Here is an 18,637-nt window from a genome sequence, read left to right as displayed (position 1 = left end):
GAATTAAAATCGCCATATCACGCGCAGGCCACGGCCCGCGCATCAGAACACGGAAACCGAATGTCGCAGCAAACCACCATCCGCAAGCTGGCCGCACTGGTGAACACGCCGGTCGAGAAGTTGCTGGAGCAATTGTCCGAAGCGGGCATGCCCTTCAACGATCCCGATCAGGTCGTGACCAGTACCGAGAAGGTCAAGCTGCTCGGCTTCCTCCGCCGTACCCATGGCAAGGCCGAAAAGCCGGCCGAGGAAGCGGCCGCGCCGAAGAAGATCACGCTCAACCGCAGCCGCAAGCAGGAACTCACCGTCGGCGGCGGCAAGAACAAGACCACGGTCGATGTGGTCGTGCGCAAGAAGGTCACGCTGGTCAAGCCGAGCGAAGCCGCTGGCGCCGCGGGGCAGCAGCGCGCGCCGCAGAACGACGAACAGGCCGAGATCCTGCGCAAGCTGGAGGAATCCAGGCAGCGCAACCTGTCCGAGCAGCAGCGACTGGCCGAGGAAGACAAGCGCCGCGCCGAAGAGGCCGCCGAACGCAAGCGCAAGGAAGAAGAAGAGGCCGCGCGACTGCGCGCCGAGGCCGCGCTCGCGGCTGCCGCCGCCGCAGAGAAGCGCGACGATGAAACTACCGTGCGCAAGCCCAGCGGGCATGGTCATCCGAAGCCGGCGCCCGCGCCGCGCAACGGCGACGATCGCGGCGCCGCGCACAAGCACAAGACCCGCGGATCGCACGTGATGGTGTCGGGCGTCGAGGACGACGACAGCGCCGCACGCTTCGCGGGCCAACTCCATCTCACCGCTTCCGAACGCGCACGCCGCACCACCGCGCGTGGCAAGCCGAAGTCGTCGCGCCGCAATATCGAGCAATCGCGCAGCGGCGGCGGCGAACACGGCTTCTCGCGTCCGACCGCGCCGATCGTGCGCGAGGTCGCCATCGGTGACGCGATCACCGTGGCCGATCTGGCGCAGAAGCTCGCGCTCAAAGGCGGCGACGTGGTCAAGGCGCTGTTCAAGATGGGCGTGATGGCCACCATCACCCAGAGCATCGATCACGACACCGCGGTGCTGGTGACCGAAGAGCTCGGCCACAAGGCCCTGCGTGCCGATGAAGGGGACGTCGAAAGCGAACTGATCGCCCACACCGAAGAGGTGCAGGGTGACAAGGTGCCGCGTCCGCCCGTGGTCACGATCATGGGCCACGTCGACCACGGCAAGACCTCGCTGCTCGACTACATCCGCCGCACCAAGGTTGCTTCCGGCGAGGCTGGCGGCATCACGCAGCACATCGGCGCGTATCACGTGGAAACCGACAAGGGCGTGATCAGCTTCCTCGACACGCCGGGCCACGCCGCGTTCAGTTCGATGCGCGCGCGCGGCGCCAAGCTCACCGACGTTGTCGTGCTGGTGGTTGCGGCCGACGACGGCGTGATGCCGCAGACGATCGAGGCGATCCGGCATGCCAAGGCGGCCAGCGTGCCGCTGATCGTGGCGATCAACAAGATCGACAAGTCCGACGCCGATCCCAGCCGCATCAAGAATGAGCTGCTGAGCCAGGAAATCGTTGCCGAAGAGTTCGGTGGTGAGACGCAGATGGTCGAACTCTCGGCCAAGACGGGGCAGGGTGTAGACAGCCTGCTCGACGCGATTTCGCTGCAAGCTGAAGTGCTGGAACTCAAGGCCACGCCGACGGGCCGTGCCACGGGCGTGGTGATCGAGTCCTCGCTCGACAAGGGCCGTGGTCCGGTCGCCACCGTGCTGGTGCAGCAGGGCTTGCTGCAGAAGGCCGATTATCTGGTCTGCGGCGTGCAGTACGGCCGCGTGCGCGCGCTGTTCGACGAAAACGGCCAGCAGGTGCAAAGCGCCGGCCCGTCGATCCCGGTGCAGGTGCTGGGTCTGTCGGGTGTGCCGGACGCCGGTGACGATTTCGTGGTCGTGGCCGACGAGCGCCTGGCCAAGGACGTGGCGCAGCAGCGCGACGCCAAGCGCCGCGAATCGCGTCTGGTCGCCGTGCCGGGCAACCGCATGGAAGACATCATGGCGCAGATGGGTCAGGCCGAAGGCCAGCTCAGCCTGCCGCTGATCATCAAGGCCGACGTGCAGGGTTCGGTGCAGGCTTTGCGCGAAGCGCTGACGGCACTGTCCACGGATGCGATCCGGATCAACGTGATCAGCTCCGGCGTGGGCGGCATCACCGAGTCGGACGCGCATTCGGCGGCGACCTCCAAGGCCACGATCATCGGCTTCAACGTTCGCGCCGATGCGTCGGCGCGCCGCGTGATCGAATCCAACGGCGTGGACCTGCGTTACTTCTCGATCATTTATGACGTGATCGACCAGGTGAAGCAGGTGGCGTCGGGTATCCTCGGTGTCGAAATCCGCGAGGAGATCATCGGTACCGCGGAAGTCCGCGACGTGTTCCGCAGCTCCAAATTCGGCGCCGTGGCGGGCTGCATGGTGGTCGAGGGCGTGGTCAAGCGCAGCAAGCCGATCCGCGTGCTGCGCGATAACACCGTCATCTTCGAGGGCGAGCTGGAATCGCTGCGTCGCTTCAAGGAAAACGTCGACGAAGTCCGCGTCAATACCGAGTGCGGCATTGGCGTGAAGGCGTACAACGATGTGCAGCCTGGCGACCAGATCGAGTGCTTCGAGCGTATCGAAGTGCAGCGCACGCTGTAATCCTCCATGGCACAGAAGTCGTTCCATCGCACCGACCGCGTTTCCGCCCAGCTCCGCCGCGAGCTGGGCACGCTGGTGCGCGAGGCCGTGCAGGAGCACGGCCTGCCTTCGGTGAGCGTGTCGGACGTGGAAGTCACGCGCGACATGGCGCACGCCAAGGTCTTCGTCACCGCCCTGCAGCCGGAACGCGCCGATGAAGCGATGAAGGGGTTGCGCGCGGTGGCGCCGGAAGTGCGCTTCCGTCTTGCGCGCGCGGTGAAGCTGCGCCACGTGCCGGAGCTGCATTTCCACTACGACGATTCGGTCGACCGCGGCGAGCGCATCGACAACCTGCTGCGCGATCTGCCGGATGGTTCCGGCACGACGACCTGACGGCCGCGGCGCCGATTTCCTCCCGTCCCGCATGACGAAATCCGATGGGCCGACGGACCGGCTGGCTTCTTGCCTGTGGACGGCCTGCTTGTGGACGGGCGCACGAACGTCGTGCCGAGGTCTTGATCGGCGTCCGTCGAAGCAGCATTCTCAAGCCCGATGAGCCAGAAGCCGCGCACGCGCAAGGGCACGTTCCGTAAGCTGGACGGCATCCTGCTGCTCGACAAGCCGCAGGGCATCAGCTCGAACCAGGCGCTGCAGCGCGTGCGTCACTTGTTCCGCGCGGAGAAGGGCGGACATACCGGCAGCCTGGACCCGCTCGCCACCGGCCTGCTGCCAGTGTGCTTCGGTGAGGCCACCAAGATCGCCGGCGGCCTGCTGGGCGCGCGCAAGGCCTACGACGTGGTGGCGCGCCTGGGCATCGTCACCGACAGCGACGACGCCGACGGCCAACCGCTGCGCGAGCGCCCCGTGCCGGCACTGACGATCGATGTCATCGATCACGCCCTGCGCGCCTTCATCGGCAGGATCCGCCAGCGGCCGCCGATCTATTCGGCGCTCAAGCGCGGCGGCGAGCCGCTCTACGCCAAGGCGCGACGCGGCGAGATCGTCGAGGTGGAAGAGCGCGAGATCGACGTGCATGCCTTTGAACTGCAGTCGGCCGCCGATCTGCTCGACAATCTGCAACACCCGGGGGCGCCACAGCTGCGGCTGCATGTCGAATGCGGTTCCGGCACCTACGTGCGCAGTCTGGTGCGCGATCTCGGTGAAGCGCTCGGCTGTGGCGCACACGTCGCCGAACTGCGGCGGTTGTGGGTGGATCCGTTCCGCGATCCGCGGCTATGGACGTTCGAAGCCCTGGAGGCGCTGGCCGGGCGCAGCGAGCAGGGGCTCGATGCCTGCCTGCTGCCGATCGAGACCGGCATGGCCTCGTGGCCGACCGTCGACGTGAATCCGGCGCAGGCGGCGCGGCTGGCGTATGGGCAGGGAGTGGAGGGCGGATTCCGGCCCGCTGGATCCGTGGCCATTTTCGATCCGCATGGCCGTGCGCTCGGGTTGGGCGAAGTGGATGCTGCGGGCCGCCTGCGTCCACAACGCATGTTCAGTTGGGCGGTGAGTAGTAGCTAGTTTGATAGTAATCTGCTCACTCACCAGATCGGTCATCTCTCTGCTTATGCTTCCCGCTGTCTCTTCGGAACTAATAGAGCAAGCGATAACCATCATGGGGACTGATGGCATTACAGATGAAGAAGTGGAAGAAAAAATTGTTGCGTTAAGTAGAGACCCTATGCTCGCCAGTCGACTGATCGACTGGCTTCCCGAGGTATTTGGGATCGTGCTTGTTTCTCATATGGGTGGGGTGAATCTGCCAGCGACGTTCAGTGCGAAAACGAGTCGCGGTCAATGGCTTGAATTCGAGTTCAATGTGGAACCCATCGTTCAAAACGCCTTCTGTTTTGCGATGGAGATGTACCATTCCGGCCCTCGGAATTTCTTTAGCAACATTGCGCTTCGTAGCTCCGCGATATCTTCGGTGAATCAGGCTTTGAACCAAGGCGGGTCGCTACATGGCGCGACACTCTCGGGGCCAGCGTTGATTGGAATCCCGGCTGAAATCTATGCGCCGCAGCCAAAGTCACTATGGGCTCGAATTTTTCAATGATCACGCTGGAGCCGGTTGCGTATATAAGTGCAGAGTCTCGTGATTAAAGTTCATTCAATTCATGGTGGAATGGATATCCGTATGAAACTTAAAATGCAGGCGTTGGTCATAGTCCTCTTGTTTGCACTTTGGTTCGTGCCGACGGCATGGGCGCAGAGCGCAGTCGACACCACCAAACCCGAAGCCGTCGCCGCCGAGCTGTACACGCGGCTCAAGGCCTCGGACTGGAAGGGCGCGGCCGCGCTGTTCGACGACGGGGCGCTGAAGAGCTTCCGCGGCATGTTGCAGCCGATCGCCGATGCGGCTTCGGCCTCGGATCAGGGCGCTGGTGCCGCGCTGTTCGGCGAGATCAAGCCGGAAGCCCTGAAGCAGGCCAGCGACGCCGAATTCTTCGCCATGTTCATGGGCAACATGATGTCGCGCCTGTCCTCCCTCGGCGGCGGGCTGGGGCCGTCCGAGGTCATCGGCAGCGTGGCCGAGGGCGAGGACCTGCGTCATGTGGTGACCCGGACCAACGCCAAGGCGATGGGCATCAGCATCACCAAGATGGAGGTGGTGAGCATGCGCCGGCACGGCGATGCCTGGAAGGTGCTGCTGAACGGGGAAATGGAGGGCATGGCCAAGGCGATGCAGGCAATGGCGGCGGCCAAGGCCGGCGCCGGCACACCGGCCGAGGACGGCGAACAGGCCCCCGAGGCGGACGAAAAGAAGCCTTGATGCGAGCCGGTTGATCGGTCCCGAAGCGCCGGCCCGCCTCTGATAGCGGGTCGGAGGCCCGACAGGCACGGTTCCGCCCCCCTGGGCTTGGCCGGCCGTTGTGTTAACACCTTGTTTCACAAGGCCTCCACCGGTACAATTTCGGCGCCGATTTTCCGGCCAAATCCACCCCGTTCACGGCGAACCCTACGGTGCGTTTCCGGCACATCCCGGAGCGTTCCTGTCGGTCTCGCGTCTACCAGAGGCAATTCAGATGTCCATCGATACCAGTCAAGTCATCGCCGACAACAAGCGCGGCGACAACGATACCGGCTCGCCGGAAGTGCAGGTCGCCCTGCTCACCGCGCGCATCAGCCACCTCACCGAACACTTCAAGACGCACAAGCACGATCACCACAGCCGTCGCGGCCTGCTGAAGATGGTCAACCGCCGTCGCAGCCTGCTCGACTACCTGCATCGCAAAGACGCGACGCGGTACAAGGCCCTGATCGAGAAGCTCGGTCTGCGTCGATAATCGAAATATCCCGATCGCGGCGCAGCAATGCGCCGCGGTTCTTTTATGGATCGCGCGGACCGTCGCGTGATCCGCCCGCCAGGGGCAAGGGTCCCTCGCGGTTCATCGCAAGCCCCTTTTAGGAATTCCCAACGTGGCAAAAGTTACCAAGAGCTTCCAGTACGGCAATCAGACGGTCACGCTCGAGACCGGTGAAATCGCCCGCCAGGCCGGCGGCGCGGTCATGGTCTCGGTCGACGGCACCGTGGTGTTGGTCACCGCGGTGGCGGCGAAGACGCAGCGTGAAGGACAGGACTTCTTCCCGCTCACCGTCGATTACGTGGAGAAGTTCTATGCCGGCGGCCGCATTCCCGGCGGTTTCTTCAAGCGCGAAGGCCGCCCGACCGAGAAAGAGACGCTGATCTCGCGCCTGATCGACCGCCCGATCCGCCCGCTGTTCCCGGAGGAGTTCAGGAATGAAGTGCAGATCATCGCCCAGGTCGTGTCGCTGAATCCCGAAGTGGACGGCGACATTCTGGCCATGATCGGCGCCTCCGCCGCGCTGGCGCTGACCGGCGCCCCGTTCCAGGGCCCGATCGGTGCCGCCAAGGTCGGTTACAAGAACGGCCAGTACCTGCTCAATCCCACCGCCACCGAACTGCTCGACAGCGATCTGGAACTGGTCGTCGCCGGTACCTCGCAGGCGGTGCTGATGGTGGAATCGGAAGCGAAGGAACTGTCCGAGGACGTGATGCTGGGCGCAGTGGTGTTCGGCCACAAGGCGCAGCAGGTGGTGATCAACGCCATCAACGAACTGGCCGTGGAAGCCGGCACCAAGTCCTGGGACTGGCAGGCGCCCGCCAAGAACGACGCCCTGATCGCCGCACTGAAGGAAGCCGTGGGCACCCAGCTGGCCGATGCCTTCCAGGTGCGCGACAAGCTGCAGCGCCGCGACGCCATCGCCGCGATCAAGAAAGACGTGCTGGGCGCGCTGGCGCCACGCGCCGAATCCGAAGGCTGGAATTCAGCCGACCTCGGCAAGGAGTTCGGTGAACTGGAATACCGCACCATGCGTGATTCGGTGCTCGACACCAAGATCCGCATCGACGGCCGTGCGCTCGATACCGTGCGCCCGATCGCCTCGAAGGTCAGCGTGCTGCCGCGCACCCACGGCTCGGCGCTGTTCACCCGCGGCGAGACGCAGGCGCTGGTGATCGCCACGCTCGGCACCGCGCGCGATGGCCAGATCATCGACGCCATCGCCGGCGAGTACAAGGAACACTTCCTGTTCCATTACAACTTCCCGCCCTTCTCGGTGGGCGAGGCCGGCCGTTTTGGCGCGCCGAAGCGTCGCGAGATCGGCCACGGCCGCCTCGCCAAGCGCGGCGTGCTGGCCGTGATGCCGACGATGGAAGAATTCCCGTACACGATCCGCGTGGTCTCGGAAATCACCGAGTCGAACGGTTCCTCGTCGATGGCTTCCGTCTGCGGCAGCTCGCTGGCGCTGATGGATGCCGGCGTGCCGATCAAGGCGCCGGTGGCCGGCATCGCGATGGGCCTGGTGAAGGAAGGCGATGCCTTCGTCGTGCTGTCCGACATCCTCGGTGACGAAGACCATCTGGGCGACATGGACTTCAAGGTGGCCGGTACCGCCAACGGCGTGTCCGCGCTGCAGATGGACATCAAGATCCAGGGCATCACCGAAGAGATCATGAAGGTGGCGTTGGCGCAGGCCAAGCAGGGCCGCCTGCACATCCTCGGCGAGATGAGCAGTTCGCTCACCACGCCGCGCGGCGAATTGAGCGAATACGCGCCGCGCCTGCTGACGCTGAAGATCCACCCCGACAAGATCCGCGAAGTGATCGGCAAGGGTGGTTCCACCATCCAGGCGATCACCAAGGAAACCGGCACGCAGATCGACATTCAGGACGACGGCACGATCGTCATCGCCTCGGTGAATGCCGCCGCCGCGCAGGCCGCCAAGGCGCGCATCGAGCAGATCACCAGCGACGTCGAGCCGGGCCGCATCTACGAGGGCAAGGTCGTCAAGCTGATGGACTTCGGTGCGTTCGTCACCATCCTGCCGGGCAAGGATGGTCTGGTGCACGTCTCGCAGATTTCCAACGAGCGCGTCGAGAAGGTGTCCGACAAGCTCAAGGAAGGCGACGTGGTCAAGGTCAAGGTGCTGGAAGTCGACAAGCAGGGCCGTATCCGCCTGTCGATGAAGGCCGTCGAGGAAGGCGAGGGCGTGGCCGCCGAATAAGCGGGCACTGTCGCAGCGATTCGGGAAAGCGGGCTTCGGCCCGCTTTTCTTTTGCGCGTGCCTCAGAGGATTCGTGGTAGCGGCTTCTGCTTCCGTTGGTATCGTTCGACGACACTTCGCCTGCCGGCCTCGCAAACTTCCTCGGAACTGCTAGATTCGCCCCGTCCCGTCAGGAGAGGTGGCCATGGCCGCAGCAACACAGGAATTGGAGCTGTTCGTCCGTGAGGCGCTGTTGCGCGGGCAGTCCAAGGAAGCGATCGCACAGGCGCTGGCGGAGGCCGGCTGGGCGCCTGATCAGACCCGTGGCGTGCTCGACGCCTATGCCGATGTCGGTTTCCCGGTCCCCGTGCCCAAGCCGCGCGCCTCGTTGTCCGCGCGCGAAGCCTTTCTGTATCTGGTGCTGTTCGCCACGCTGTATTTCGCGGCCTGGAACCTGGGCAGCCTTCTGTTCGATCTGATCAACCATTTCTGGCCGGACCCGGCAGTCCCGGAATACGCGATCGTGCGGCTTGGCAGCGAGATACGCTGGTCGACTGCGGCGTTGATCATCGCGTTCCCGGTGTTCGTCTTCATGTCGCATCTGATTACCCGTGAAGTGGCGAAGCATCCGATCAAGCGATTGTCGCCGGTTCGGCGCTGGCTGACCTATCTGACCTTGTTCATCGCCGCAGCGGTGCTGATCGGGGACATGACCACCTTGGTGTACAACCTGCTCGGTGGCGAACTGAGCACGCGCTTCCTGCTCAAAGTGCTAGTGGCGGCGGTGATCGCCAGTAGCGTCTTCGGCTACTACCTGTACGATCTGCGTCGCGAGGAAGGTGAGGCATGAGCACCAAGCCGGTGGGAAAGTGGATGCTGATTACGGCGTCGATAGCGATCGTTGCCGCGGTGGCAGGAGCGGTCGCGGTGATGGGATCGCCGGCGGCACAGCGTGAGATACGGCTGGATCAGCGCCGGGTGCGTGATCTCGACGAGATTGCGAACACCGTGCGTGCATACGCGAAGAAACATGGGCAACCACCGCCGGATCTGGGAACGCTGACCCGCCAGCCCGGCTCTCATCTGGACATCACCGACCCCATCGACGGCACGCCTTATGCCTACAGCACGGATGGAAAGGACAATTTCCAGCTGTGCGCGCATTTCACCACCGATACCGCCAAGACGCGTGACGTGGACTGGGTCGCCAGGAACTGGGAGCATGGAGCCGGCAAGCAGTGCTTCGACTTGAAGATCAAGGATGAAGACCTCAACTGATCCGGGTGGTTCCGATCTTCGTTTGCCAGTCGTCCTCGCGGACACGCGTAACTGGCATTCGAAGCGAATCTCCGGAGATGTCAGCTGATGCCTTTCGCGCCTTATCTCGACCGCTGGGAACTGACACCCGACGGCGAGGCTATCAACACCCATAGCAGCGATCTGATGCCGGTGCGATGCGCCGACGGCACGCCGGCAATGCTCAAGCTCGCGCGCGAGGCGGAAGAGAAGCTGGGTGGCCTGCTGATGGCCTGGTGGAACGGCAACGGCGCCGCGCACGTGCTGGCGCATGACGCCGAGTGCGGCGTCCTGCTGATGGAGCGTGCCACGGGAACGCGTTCGCTGACGCGCATGGTGCAGGAGGGCAGGGACGACGAAGCCTGCCGCATCCTCTGCGCCGCCGCCGGTCGGCTGCATGCGCAGAAGGCGCCACCGCCGCCCGGACTGCTGACGTTGCAGGAATGGTTCCGCGATCTGGAACCGATGGCGAACCAGTACGGCGGCGTGCTGACGGAATCGCTCGCCATTTCCAGGCAGCTGCTCGCCGATGCGCAAGACATCGTGGTACTGCACGGCGATCTGCATCACGACAACGTGCTCGATTTCGGCGAGGAACGCGGCTGGCTCGTCATCGATCCTAAGCGCGTCTACGGCGAGCGCGGTTTCGACTACGCGAACATGCTGTGCAATCCGGAAGAAGAATTCGGTCTCGCACCGGAACGAGTGGCGGATCGCCTCGAGATCATCGCCGAGGCCGCCGCGATCGAGCGGCGGCGGCTGTTGCAATGGTTGCTGGCCTACACCGGACTGTCCGCCGCGTGGTGGCTGGGTGACGGCAACGAGGAGGATGCTGCCCCTCCGCTGGCGGTCGCGTGGGAAGCCTCGCGGCTGTTGGCGGTCTGATCGGGGACTGATGCGGCGCAGCTATTCCAGGCTCACGCCAGGAATTCGTCCACCTTCGCGGATGCCCCCACTGACGCTATCCCACCATTCCCGGTGTTCCTCGCCAGCGAGATAGTCGGCATACGACACGTCCGCGATCGCATCCAGCGTGTAATCGGCGCGACCTTGCGCCAGCATCGCGCACATTGCCTGCAGGATTGGCAACTCCGGCACGGAATCTTCCAGGAACAGGAATTGCCCGGATTGATTGATCTCCAGGAAGTGGGCATCGCCATCGGCGTCGATGGCCAGATCGACACAGCCGAAGACGATGCCGAGTTCGCGCATCAGCGCGGAGATCTTTGTTTCCAGCGCCGTGGGCAGGGTCGCGACACCGCTGCGAACGCGATTGCCGATGGAGGAGGAACGCCAGTCGACGAAGGTCGGATCATCATCGCCTTCAAGCCTGGCGGCGAAGAAGTGATCGCCGATGACGGTGACGCGAACATCGTGTGTCTTGCGCACCAGCACCTGATAGATGCCGGGGCATTGGCGCAGGCTGTCATCGTCCTCGAGCATGCCGGCGTCGATGGTGCGCGCGTAGGTGCTGTACATCCGGCCATCGGTGTCCTGCCAGGTATGGGTCTGGAAAGGTTTGTAGACGACATGCTTGTGCTCGGCGACGAAGCGGCGGATTCGCGCCGGGTCCGACGACACCAGCGTGCGCGGGAACGTCAACCCGCAACGCTGCGCGGCGAGCAACTGCACCAGCTTGTTCTCGGCCTCGACGGCTGCGTTCGGACGATTCACCCAGAACGCGCCGGGAAGCGCATCGGCGACGGCGTAGGCGTTGTGGATGAAGCGCTTCCATTCGTTACGCACGAACGGGAGATCGCTCTCGCGAGTGTTGGGAAACTCTTCGGGAATCCTCGGACGCCGGAACCAGATGCTGCCGACCGATTCCGGCGCGAACGCTCCCGTGGCGGCGAGGCCGTTGTGATCATCGCATTCGAGCGAGATCGGCGCGAGCACATCGTCGGCCAGGCTGCGCGCCCAGACCGGCGCGACGCCGTTGCGGCGCAAGCCCCAGCACACCGCATGGGCATGGATGTCGTGGGCATAGACGGAAAGGATCAGCGGACTTCTGTTCATGCGGGATGCACTGCTCATGCGCGATGCGGACTCCGGCGTCTCTGGATACAAATGCGCCCCGGCTTGCGGGGCGCACGTTCTGCTGCCGCCCAAGCGGGCGGTGGGATAGCGTCAGACGCCGGGATCGCTGGGATCGTCGCCGTTGGCGCCCGTGGCATGGGTGTGATCCGGCGGCGGACGGCCGCCGGCGATGACTTCGATTTCTTCCTTCGTCAGCTCGCGTGCGGCGACGCGGGCGAACGGACGCGCCGACTGGTCTTTCTGCGTTTCAAACTTGCTCACGGATGTCTCCTGAAAGTCGCGGGCCGGCCCGTGCGGCCGGTGCGAATGCGTTGTGTCGGATTGAAGCAGGATGCGCGTCCGTGCGTCGGCCTGTGCGGCCTTAGGCGAGATCGCCAGGATCGGCCGGGTCGTCACCGTTCGGGCCGGTGGCGTGGGTGGTTGCGGGACGGCCGCCGGCGATGGCTTCGATTTCGGCCGGCGTCAATTCGCGAGCGACGTTGCGGGCAAGCGGGCGGCTGGTTTCGCTGTTGTCTTTCTGGCTCATGACATGTCCTCTTGTGCCGGAAACGAAAGCCGTCCGGCTTCGGCTGTGGTCGTGTTCGATGCTAAGACAAAGTTCGTCATTTGGTTGTTAGAAGCGTCTTAATCGTGATGCCTCGCACGCTCCATGATCGATACGCCTGCGTATTCTGATGCGCTTCGCACGATTGCTGCGCCGTTGCGCAATTCGATAACGCGATCGGTGCTGAGGATCGTCTCCGGACGATGCGCGATGACAATGCGCGTCATCGCCAATTCCGCGATGCAGTCGTTGATCGCGCGTTCGCGCGCGACATCGAGATGGCTGGTCGCTTCGTCCAGCAGCAGGAAGGCGGGCTCGCGATACAGCGCCCGCGCCAGCAGCACGCGCTGTTTCTGGCCGCCGGAAAGCGTGGAGCCCATGTCGCCGACCAGCGATTCGTAGCCCATGGGCATGCGCAGGATGTCGTCGTGGATCTGTGCGGCGCGGGCGGCGGCCTCGATGGTTTCCGGCGTCGCGTCGGTATCGAAGCCGCTGATGTTCTCCGCGATCGATCCCGCGAACAGGGCGTCGTCCTGCATCACGGTACCGAAGCGTGCGCGATAGTTGCCGAGGCCGTAATGGCGGATGTCGATTCCGCCGATCTTGATCTTGCCGTGCGCGGGATGCAGCAGCCCGAGCAACAGCTTGGCCAGCGTGGTCTTGCCGCATCCCGAGGGCCCGACGATGGCGACCGATTCGCCTGCCTCGATACGCAGGCTGCAATCGCGCAGGATCCACGGCTCGTCCTCGGCGTAGCGGAAACTGATGCTATCCACGACCAGCGTCGGCTCCGGCGCGGGGCCGGAATACTGGCCGATGACGTGCGGTTCCGGCGGTTCCAGCGCGACGTCGGCGATGCGCTGGCCGTGCAGGCCGAGCAGCCGCAGATCGACGAACTTGTCGATCAGGCTGCTCGTGCGGGTGGCGAAGAGATCGGCATAGGCGACGAAGACGACGAGCATGCCGGCGCTGAACTGTCCGCGCAGTGTCATCCAGGCCGCGATCCAGATCAGCAGCACGCGTTGCGTGCCGAAGACCAGCCGTGACAATCCGCCGAACAGTGCAGCCACGCGGCCGATCGCGGCTTCGCGGTTGGCGACTTCCACCGTGGCGTTGGCGACGCGTGCGCGTCGCTGCGCCTGTTGGTTCGCCAGCTTGATGGTTTGCACGCCGTGGATGGATTCGATCAGTTGGGTTTGCTGGCGCGCCACGAACGTCAGCTGTTCTTCCTTCAGCGACCACAGCTTGCGATAGGCCAGCCAGCGCAGCAGGGCATAGATGGCGAAGGCGCCGAGCACCAACCCGGTGAGCAGCGGGCTGTAGAGCAGCAGCAGGATCAGCACCAGCGATACCGTCAGGCCGTCCAGTACCGCTTCGACGAAGCTGCCGGTTAAAGTCTGCTGGATCGTCTGCAGTGACATGAAGCGCGACAGTACGCCGCCAACGCTGCGCTTCTCGAAATAATCCAGTGGCAGCCGCAATAGATGACCGAACAGGTTGGTCAGCCATTGCGAATTGAGCGAGGCGCCGATGCCCGCCACCACCCAGCCGCGCATCGCGGCGGTCGCGGATTGAAGCACGACGATGGCGAGGAAGCTGATGCCGATCAGTGTCAGCAGCCCGAGATCGGCCGAGACCAGGACATCGTCGACCACCCATTGCATCGACAACGGTAGCGCCAGCGTCAGCACTTCCAGTGAAACCGCCAGCAGCAACACTTGCACCAGCGCGCGGCGCACGCCGGTGACGCGGCCGACCAGCGACGACACGGAGATGCGCTGACGCTCGCGGGCTGGTTCGAATCCGGAAGCAGGCACCAGTTCCAGTGCCACGCCGGTGTAGTGACGTCCGAATTCGGCCAGGGACATCGACACTTTACCGCGTGCGGGATCGTGGACGACGGCGCGCTCGCGATCGATCTGCTTCAGCACGACGAAGTGGTTGAGATCCCAATGCAGGATGCAAGGCGGGGCGATCTCGCGCAGATGTTCCACTTCGGCGCGCAGCGGTCGCGTCTCGAAACCGAGCGTGCCGGCGATCGAGATCAGCCGCGACAGGCCGGCGCCTTTGAGCGAGATCGGGAAGCGACGCCGCATGCTGGCCAGATCGATATCGTGGCCGTGATAGCGGGCGACCATCACTAGACAAGCGAGGCCGCATTCGGCGATCTCGCTTTGCTGCACCACGGGCAGCCGCTTCTGGTCCGAAAGCTTCACGGCGTGCCTCCGGCCGTGCCTTGCGGCGGGTCAATGGTACGTAGCGGGGTGCGCAGTGGATCGAGGATGAACTGGTACAGGCGCCTGCGTTCAAGCAGAAGATCGGCGTCGAGCGTCATGGTCGCGCGCAGAGGCAGGGTGGCGCCGGGAGCCGCGTCCAGCGTGACGATCGCGCGATAAGCCGGCGCATCGAGGCGAATGCCGCTGCGTGTCAGGATTTCCTGTGCCGGCAACGCGCTGCCGGAAAGCTCGACGATGCGGCCGAAACGTTGTCCGTATTGCTGATAGGGAAAAGCGTGGTAGCGCATCGCCACGCGCGTGCCGGTCTTCAGCATGCCGGCGGCGCGGCTCGGCACCCACAGTTCCGCTTGCAACGCGGAGTGCTCCGGAATGAGCGAGAGCAGGCGCTGGCCCTGGCCGATGGCGTCGCCGGCCGCGACCGACAAGCCCGTGATCGTTCCCGCGCGAGGTGCCCGCAGTCGCAGGCCGCCTTCCACACGATTGCGTGCGCTGTCCTCGGAGATGTCCGCCAGCAGGCGTTCGATCTCGCTGCGGCGCGTCGCGGTGTCCAGCGGCAGCGCATCCAGCTCGGCGCGCGTCGCGGCGAGTGTCTGTTCGATGTCGAGTTGTTCCTGCCGACTGGTTTCCGCCGAGGCTTCGGCTTCCAGCGCGGCGGCTTCGTAGCCCTGGATCTGCACCGCGCTGACGATCTGCTGTTTTTCCAGGGGCTGCACGCGTTCCAGTAATGCACGCGCATTGCGGGCCTGGGTGCTGCGCAGGTGATGGCGTTGTTCGGCCGCCGTGCGCTGCTGCGACAGCGATGCGATCTTTTCCCGCAACGCCGCCGTGCGTTGTGCTTCGCTTTGGCGCAGGTCATGGAGGTCGGTTTGCAGGCGTTCGCGCTTCTGCTGCAATGCCGCGCCGATGGTCGCGCTCAGGCCGCCTTCCATGTCGGGGGCGTCGAGGTCCGAGGAGATTTCCGCAAGTTCCTGGCCGCGGCGCACAGCATCGCCCTCGCGCACCAGCACCCGCGCGACGACGCCCTTCGCCGGCGCGGCCACGCTCAACAATCCTCCGGACGGGATCAGGCGCCCCTGCACGCGCTCCTTGCGCGCGTAACTGCCGAACGCCAACACCAATAACAACGCCAGCACAGCGGCAGCGGCGATCAGCGCCATCGGCCAGCCCAGCCGCGACGTGGTCAATCGTACCGTCCCTAGCCATTGCTCCTTTCTGGCGTCGAGTACTTCGCGCCGGAACAATCCGTCATTCATGGCATCGGGAGGATGTGCGGAGATCGAGCATGGTCACGCGGTGCACGGAGTCCGGGGATCCGTCGGGGCAGGGGCGTGATCGGTCATGGTGTCCGCTGCAGAGGGAAAGTGCGGAGGCTGGCAAAAGCCGGCAAGTGTTGCAAGCGCTGGCTGTGCGTTCGCAGCACGAAGCGGACGCGGGTCGCAAATAAGTGTCGGGTATCACGACATGACGTGCCTTCATTGTATGCCGCGGTGCAGCAAAGACAGAATCGTCGCATGGCTCCCCGCACGATTGCGCGCGCAGGGGCCGCATTTTCCGTTGAGGACATCGAATGTACGCCGCAAGACGATCGCGACGCCCATTGTCGTGGGCATCCCTTTTTCTTCTCGCCGGGTTGTCCGGTGCCGCTGTCGCGCAATCCGTGGAGGACGCGAAACCCGCATCGCAGGGCGAGATCACCAGCCTGGAGAACGTCGTGGTCACCGGCTCGCGCATCCCGCGCGCGACACTCGAGGGGCCGTCACCGGTCACGGTGATCAAGAAGGAGGAAATCGATGCACAGGGCTTCCGCAGCGTGTTCGATGCGATCAGTTCGCTGGTCCAGAACAACGGGTCGGTGCAGGGCGAGGATTTCGGCAACACCTTCACCCCGGCGGCCAATACCATCAACCTGCGCGGTTTCGGGCCGAACCACACGCTGATCCTGCTCAATGGCCGGCGTCTGGCCGACTATCCGCTCGCATACGAGGGATCGCTCAGTATCGTCAATCTGGCCAATATTCCCAGCGCCCTGATCGAGCGCATCGAGGTGTTGGCGGGCGGCGCATCGGCCGTGTACGGATCGGATGCGGTCGCCGGGGTGGTCAACATCATTCTCAAGAAGCATTACGACGGCAGCGATCTCAACGTGCGCATCGGTGGCACCCAGGAAGGCGGCGGGCAGAACCAGCGCCTGCAGTTCACCAGCGGGTTCTCCAACGACACCATCGATGTGGTGTACGGCATTGAATTCCTGCATCGCAAGCCGATCTGGGGTTCGCAGCGTGATTACATGGATTCCTATGCCGACGAGCCCACCGGAGTGCCGGGATTGCCGTATGCGGTGTTCACGCGCCGTCGTGCCGACCTGTCGCGCAACAGCTATATCGATCCGGGCGAGGAAGCCTGCTCGGCGGCTGGCTATCTGGCGGGGGACAGCGTGTTCCGCGCCTTCAATCCGAGGCAGGGCTACTACTGCGGCAGCTACGAAGCGCGGCCGTTGTACTGGACTATCCAGACAGAGAAGAAGAACGCCGATGCCTACGGCGCCCTGACCTGGCACTTGAACGATCGCACTGAACTCTTCGCCGACGTCGCGCTCGGCATCGCCAGCATCCAGAACAACACCAGCGTGCCGACCTGGACTTCCGATGCCAGCAGCAATGGTTATTTCATCAACCAGGCAACTGGGAATACCGAAATCCTGCGTCGCGACTTCATGCCCGAGGAAATCACATCGGCGCATGCCAACAATCGGCGTTACTTCGAGAAAAGCTGGGCCTTCACGGTCGGGGCGAAGGGTAGCTTCGGTGATTCCGGCTGGGGATACGAGGCCGCCTACAATCGCGGGCGTTACGAGAACCGCACCAGGCGGCGCGCGTTGCTTGCTGGGGTCAACGAGTTTTTCCTCGGTCCGAAGCTGGGTGAGATCGATGGGATCAACGTCTACAACCCGGATCTGTCACGGTTCTACAGGCCGCTCAATCCTTCCGAATACGACGCGCTGACCGGCCGCTATGAGAGCGTCAACAGCTCCTGGATCGAGAATTTCAGCTTCACTGTCAACGGCAAGCTCTTCGACTTGCCGGCGGGCGGTGTGGATCTGGCCGCCGTGGTCGAGGCGGGACAGCAGGGCTACAGCAACAGGCCCGATCCGAGACTGGGGCAGGGCGTCTTCTGGAATACGACCGCGGGCGTGCCGGCCAGCGGCGAACGCGATCGTTATGCGATTGGCGCCGAAATCAAGGTGCCGGTCTTCGAGAAACTGACGGCGAACGCGGCAGCGCGCTATGACGAATTCCGTTTCGGCGGCCGCAAGATCAGCAAGAGCACATGGAATGCCGGCCTCGAGTTCCGTCCCGTGCAGAGCCTGCTGCTGCGCGCCACCGCCGCCACCAGTTTCCGCGCGCCGGACATGAACTATGTCTTCGCCGCCGAGACGCGCGGCTACAACCCCGGCATGACCGATTACTGGCGTTGCCGCACCGCCGGGCAGCCGTATGACGAATGTGATTACTCGGGATTGGCGATCGACTACACCAGTACCGGGAACCCGGAATTGAAGCCGGAAAACGGAAAATCCTACGGTGTCGGCTTCGTGTGGTCACCCTCGCAGAACTTCGATCTGTCCGTGGATTACTACAACGTCCGTCTGGACAATCAGGTCACCGATCTCGATACCGATCGCATCCTGCGCACCGAAGCGGATTGCCGCCTCGGCAGTACCCTCGGCGGCGAACCGCGCGACATCAATTCGCCGCTTTGCCAGGATGCGATCAGTCGCGTGCTGCGCAATCCTCCGGATGCTTCCGTGCAGCCGGACCAGGTCCGGCGCGTGCTCACCAATGCGATCAACGCGTCCTACGAGCGGGTCAGCGGCATCGACCTGAAGACCAACTATCGCTGGAATGCCGGCGCCTACGGCGATTTTCGTGGCGGCTTGGCCTACAGCCTGGTGATCAAGCATGAATATCGCCAGTTTCCCGACGATCCCGATACCACCGACATGCGCAACGGACTCGATTTCTACGACTGGCGCAGCAAGCTCAACGGCAATGTGAGCTGGCAGCGCGGACCGTGGTCGGCGACGCTCTACGGCATCCGCTACGGCAGTCTGCCCAATGCCGATGGCACCGGTCGCATCGCGCCCTACATGCTCTACAACGGCAGCGTCGGCTATCGGTTCGACGACAACAATACGCTGTCGCTCATCGTCAACAACCTCCGCAACACGCATCCGCCGTTGGACAAGACGGGCGAGGGCGGTTGGCCGTATTACCCGGTCGGCAATTACGATCCTTACGGACGGCAGTTCTGGCTGGAGTACAACCTGCACTTCGAGTGAGCCAAACGCAAAGCGCGCCGGCCA

The 18,637-nt window shown here is 64.1% G+C and carries 16 protein-coding genes; 11 read left to right on the top strand and 5 right to left on the bottom strand.

Annotated features, from left to right (window positions below; all coding sequences use genetic code 11):
- Positions 1-60: 60 nt before the first annotated feature.
- From infB to AC1RNP_RS11785, 10 genes are all read left to right on the top strand, one after another.
- Positions 61-2,673, top strand: coding sequence for a translation initiation factor IF-2 (gene infB / locus AC1RNP_RS11830; RefSeq protein ID WP_493051467.1), 2,613 nt, complete (start codon positions 61-63; stop codon positions 2,671-2,673).
- 6 nt (positions 2,674-2,679) lie between these two features.
- Positions 2,680-3,045 (top strand): 30S ribosome-binding factor RbfA, encoded by a 366-nt coding sequence (gene rbfA, locus AC1RNP_RS11825; protein WP_493051466.1) that lies wholly within the window; start codon positions 2,680-2,682, stop codon positions 3,043-3,045.
- Between the two features lie 159 nt (positions 3,046-3,204).
- The gene (truB, locus tag AC1RNP_RS11820) at positions 3,205-4,173 is read left to right on the top strand and encodes a tRNA pseudouridine(55) synthase TruB (RefSeq protein ID WP_493051465.1); all 969 of its coding nucleotides are present in this window, start codon (positions 3,205-3,207) and stop codon (positions 4,171-4,173) included.
- Positions 4,174-4,267: 94 nt separating this feature from the next.
- Positions 4,268-4,708, top strand: a complete 441-nt coding sequence (locus AC1RNP_RS11815; RefSeq protein ID WP_493051464.1) for a hypothetical protein — start codon at positions 4,268-4,270, stop codon at positions 4,706-4,708.
- 27 nt (positions 4,709-4,735) lie between these two features.
- The gene (locus AC1RNP_RS11810; protein WP_493051463.1) at positions 4,736-5,425 is read left to right on the top strand and encodes a hypothetical protein; all 690 of its coding nucleotides are present in this window, start codon (positions 4,736-4,738) and stop codon (positions 5,423-5,425) included.
- 253 nt (positions 5,426-5,678) lie between these two features.
- Positions 5,679-5,939: a 30S ribosomal protein S15 gene (rpsO, locus tag AC1RNP_RS11805; protein ID WP_264179832.1), complete on the top strand. Its 261-nt coding sequence runs from the start codon at positions 5,679-5,681 to the stop codon at positions 5,937-5,939.
- Between the two features lie 133 nt (positions 5,940-6,072).
- A complete protein-coding gene (gene pnp, locus AC1RNP_RS11800; protein ID WP_493051462.1) occupies positions 6,073-8,181 on the top strand; it encodes a polyribonucleotide nucleotidyltransferase in 2,109 nt (702 codons plus the stop codon).
- Positions 8,182-8,365: 184 nt separating this feature from the next.
- Positions 8,366-9,010: a DUF5671 domain-containing protein gene (locus AC1RNP_RS11795; protein ID WP_493051461.1), complete on the top strand. Its 645-nt coding sequence runs from the start codon at positions 8,366-8,368 to the stop codon at positions 9,008-9,010.
- Positions 9,007-9,438: a hypothetical protein gene (locus tag AC1RNP_RS11790; protein ID WP_493051460.1), complete on the top strand. Its 432-nt coding sequence runs from the start codon at positions 9,007-9,009 to the stop codon at positions 9,436-9,438. The genes AC1RNP_RS11795 and AC1RNP_RS11790 overlap by 4 nt, the downstream gene beginning before the upstream one ends.
- An 87-nt stretch (positions 9,439-9,525) precedes the next feature.
- Positions 9,526-10,341: an aminoglycoside phosphotransferase family protein gene (locus AC1RNP_RS11785; protein WP_493051459.1), complete on the top strand. Its 816-nt coding sequence runs from the start codon at positions 9,526-9,528 to the stop codon at positions 10,339-10,341.
- Between the two features lie 21 nt (positions 10,342-10,362).
- On the opposite strand, the gene AC1RNP_RS11780 is transcribed toward AC1RNP_RS11785, so the two are convergent.
- From AC1RNP_RS11780 to AC1RNP_RS11760, 5 genes are all read right to left on the bottom strand, one after another.
- Positions 10,363-11,490 carry an MvdC/MvdD family ATP grasp protein gene (locus AC1RNP_RS11780; RefSeq protein ID WP_493051458.1) on the bottom strand — a complete coding sequence of 376 codons (1,128 nt, stop codon included), beginning with the start codon at positions 11,488-11,490 and terminating at the stop codon, positions 10,363-10,365.
- Positions 11,491-11,583: 93 nt separating this feature from the next.
- Complete coding sequence (locus AC1RNP_RS11775; protein ID WP_493051457.1) at positions 11,584-11,754, bottom strand: hypothetical protein; 171 nt, start codon at positions 11,752-11,754, stop codon at positions 11,584-11,586.
- 100 nt (positions 11,755-11,854) lie between these two features.
- Positions 11,855-12,019: a hypothetical protein gene (locus AC1RNP_RS11770; protein WP_493051456.1), complete on the bottom strand. Its 165-nt coding sequence runs from the start codon at positions 12,017-12,019 to the stop codon at positions 11,855-11,857.
- Between the two features lie 98 nt (positions 12,020-12,117).
- On the bottom strand, positions 12,118-14,253 hold the full coding sequence (locus tag AC1RNP_RS11765; protein WP_493051455.1) for a peptidase domain-containing ABC transporter: 2,136 nt from the start codon (positions 14,251-14,253) through the stop codon (positions 12,118-12,120).
- Positions 14,250-15,527, bottom strand: a complete 1,278-nt coding sequence (locus AC1RNP_RS11760; protein ID WP_493051454.1) for an HlyD family secretion protein — start codon at positions 15,525-15,527, stop codon at positions 14,250-14,252. The genes AC1RNP_RS11765 and AC1RNP_RS11760 overlap by 4 nt, the downstream gene beginning before the upstream one ends.
- A gap of 377 nt (positions 15,528-15,904) precedes the next feature.
- Here AC1RNP_RS11760 and AC1RNP_RS11755 point away from each other — a divergent pair, with 377 nt between their 5' ends.
- Positions 15,905-18,613 carry a TonB-dependent receptor plug domain-containing protein gene (locus AC1RNP_RS11755; protein ID WP_493051452.1) on the top strand — a complete coding sequence of 903 codons (2,709 nt, stop codon included), beginning with the start codon at positions 15,905-15,907 and terminating at the stop codon, positions 18,611-18,613.
- Positions 18,614-18,637: the final 24 nt, after the last annotated feature.

This window comes from Luteimonas sp. GW821-FHT14E02, from assembly GCF_058803905.1.
This window is presented reverse-complemented; position numbering and strand designations above follow the sequence as displayed.

Excerpts from the sequence above, each read along its gene's own strand:
- AC1RNP_RS11785 (WP_493051459.1), top strand. The coding sequence starts at position 9,526 with ATGCCTTTCGCGCCTTATCTCGACCGCTGGGAACTGACACCCGACGGC.
- rpsO (WP_264179832.1), top strand. The coding sequence starts at position 5,679 with ATGTCCATCGATACCAGTCAAGTCATCGCCGACAACAAGCGCGGCGAC.
- AC1RNP_RS11795 (WP_493051461.1), top strand. The coding sequence starts at position 8,366 with ATGGCCGCAGCAACACAGGAATTGGAGCTGTTCGTCCGTGAGGCGCTG.
- infB (WP_493051467.1), top strand. The coding sequence starts at position 61 with ATGTCGCAGCAAACCACCATCCGCAAGCTGGCCGCACTGGTGAACACG.
- truB (WP_493051465.1), top strand. The coding sequence starts at position 3,205 with ATGAGCCAGAAGCCGCGCACGCGCAAGGGCACGTTCCGTAAGCTGGAC.
- AC1RNP_RS11780 (WP_493051458.1), bottom strand. The coding sequence starts at position 11,490 with ATGAGCAGTGCATCCCGCATGAACAGAAGTCCGCTGATCCTTTCCGTC.
- AC1RNP_RS11790 (WP_493051460.1), top strand. The coding sequence starts at position 9,007 with ATGAGCACCAAGCCGGTGGGAAAGTGGATGCTGATTACGGCGTCGATA.
- AC1RNP_RS11815 (WP_493051464.1), top strand. The coding sequence starts at position 4,268 with ATGGGGACTGATGGCATTACAGATGAAGAAGTGGAAGAAAAAATTGTT.
- AC1RNP_RS11770 (WP_493051456.1), bottom strand. The coding sequence starts at position 12,019 with ATGAGCCAGAAAGACAACAGCGAAACCAGCCGCCCGCTTGCCCGCAAC.
- AC1RNP_RS11760 (WP_493051454.1), bottom strand. The coding sequence starts at position 15,527 with ATGAATGACGGATTGTTCCGGCGCGAAGTACTCGACGCCAGAAAGGAG.
- rbfA (WP_493051466.1), top strand. The coding sequence starts at position 2,680 with ATGGCACAGAAGTCGTTCCATCGCACCGACCGCGTTTCCGCCCAGCTC.